The sequence below is a fragment of the Bradyrhizobium sp. IC3195 genome (genome assembly GCF_020193585.1).
GTDB classification, from domain to species: Bacteria; Pseudomonadota; Alphaproteobacteria; order Rhizobiales; family Xanthobacteraceae; genus Bradyrhizobium; species Bradyrhizobium yuanmingense.
Window position 1 is genome coordinate 1 of the sequence record NZ_JADYVG010000060.1, and the last position, 1,794, is coordinate 1,794.

The 1,794-nt window shown below is 57.0% G+C and carries 1 protein-coding gene; it reads right to left on the minus strand.

Annotation, left to right across the window (positions count from 1 at the left end; all coding sequences use genetic code 11):
* Positions 1 to 1,038: 1,038 nt before the first annotated feature.
* The coding region (locus tag I6F09_RS37055; RefSeq protein WP_225143913.1) for an acetoacetate decarboxylase family protein at positions 1,039 to 1,794 on the minus strand (756 nt) is incomplete at its 5' end.

The window sequence follows — 1,794 nt, forward strand, 5'->3', positions numbered from 1 at the left end:
GGCAGAGCGATCTTGGTCGAGATCGTTCAGTGAAGGCTCGAAGTTGTTGGATAATCTCAAGATACAACAACATCAGCGTTGAGCAGTCGAATCGTGTAGATCATATAAGCGACGACGAGCTTGGGGCAGTCGCCTAGTACTTTCCCAAGATCGTCTGATCGGCCAGTTCTGATGGCAATGCGCCTTCGGTAGAGCAAAGCATTTTCGAGCGGCCGGTGGTCAGCTCATTGTCGCCGTTTGCTGAAAACGGACGCGGGTGTAAGAGCAGGAAGGCCGTCCAGGCATTGGTGCCCGCAATTTGTATTATAAGGCCACGATCGGAGCAGCGACAGCATTGCTTATGTGCCGGTCCGCACCGTGGCTGCAGGCGCACCTTGAAAGAACTCGGAAGCCGCGAGCCAAAGGCCGCTGGCGGCGTGGGTTCCTTGGCATTAGCGCCTCGATTTCTGTCCTGGGCCAGCCATTAGGGATACGCTGAAGCGTTGTGGTGATCATGCGAATGATCGACGTTGTTCATATTCGCAGTCTGCAGCAGTGATGATCACCGCTTTTCATCCGCGAGCTCGCTGATTATGCCGCAAGCCGGATTATGCCGCATGAGCAGTCTTCTTCGCTTCGAGGCTGGCACCCGTTGGTCGCCACGTCGCTGCGCGGGGACCAGGTCGCCGCTGGCATGGCACTGACCAAGCGGCTAGTTCCGAACGACGCAACGCACGTGCCCGCGGCTGCTCGGCAGCTGTGGAGGGGCACCAGCGCAGCATAGCTGGCATAGGAGAGCCAACGGGTTCTTTCATAGCCGTCGGCGTAGACGGCGTTGATGGTCTCGGGCGTTAGATGGCGATGAAAGGCGGACGTTCTCCGTCGAGTCGCCACCGAGAAGTCGCCCCGCGGCGGGCGCACGCGGCAGCCTTCTCCCTTGCGTGTTTCATGCAGTGCGTTAGGACCCTAGCTTGCGTCGCTGTAATGGCCCATCAATGGGCACGCCGAGAGCCCGCGGCTGAACTCAGGATCCGATGAACTCCTAAAGCTTATCGATCACTATTTGCCTGGAGTTGCGGTTTCCGAAAGGATATCAATGACCTCGAGCTTGGCGTCATACTCCTCGTATGTGCCAAGCATGGGTTCGCCAAGTGCAATATTGTGCACGGGATCGACAATCGAGGGTGAGTCGTAAGTTAGGGAGATGGGTCCAGTAAATTGAACTTGATCGCCAAGCTCGTCGCGTCGCAACGTTCGCGCGGTGCACCATTTGACGAGCTGCGTTACTGCGCCCTTCCCGCGCTCATTGATGGGGGGCAAATGCCGAACCGAGTAGAAATACGTCCGCGCAGAAAACATCTGTTGCGAACTCGAGCTCATGCGCTGGTCCGGTTGAGCGGTAAGAGTCAGCAGGCGCTTGCCAGCTGGACGCTCGAGCGTACCCTGAATTAGGCCACCTTCTCTAATCAGAGTAATGTGCGCCAGCTTTTTTGGAGCACCAAGAACCTCTCGTCCCGAGGCAAGCGCTGCATCATTCGTTGTCACGTAAATGTAAGGAATGTAAAAGCCGGTCTCACCGCCGGGATCACGAACTTGAATTCCTGAATAGCACTCCAAGTACGGCCCCACAGTGCTTGAGGGATAGCTCGCGACCCCCACAACGGCGATTGCAGGGTTTGCTACGGGTACTAATCCCTTCGGTAGTAGAGAGGACACCTCGCTCCCCACGCTGAATACAAGGTTTATGGCTTGGCAGCCGAGAAACGCGCTGCCACGGTCTCTGCTCCCACGGTAGAGAGGCGCATCAAGAGGAAT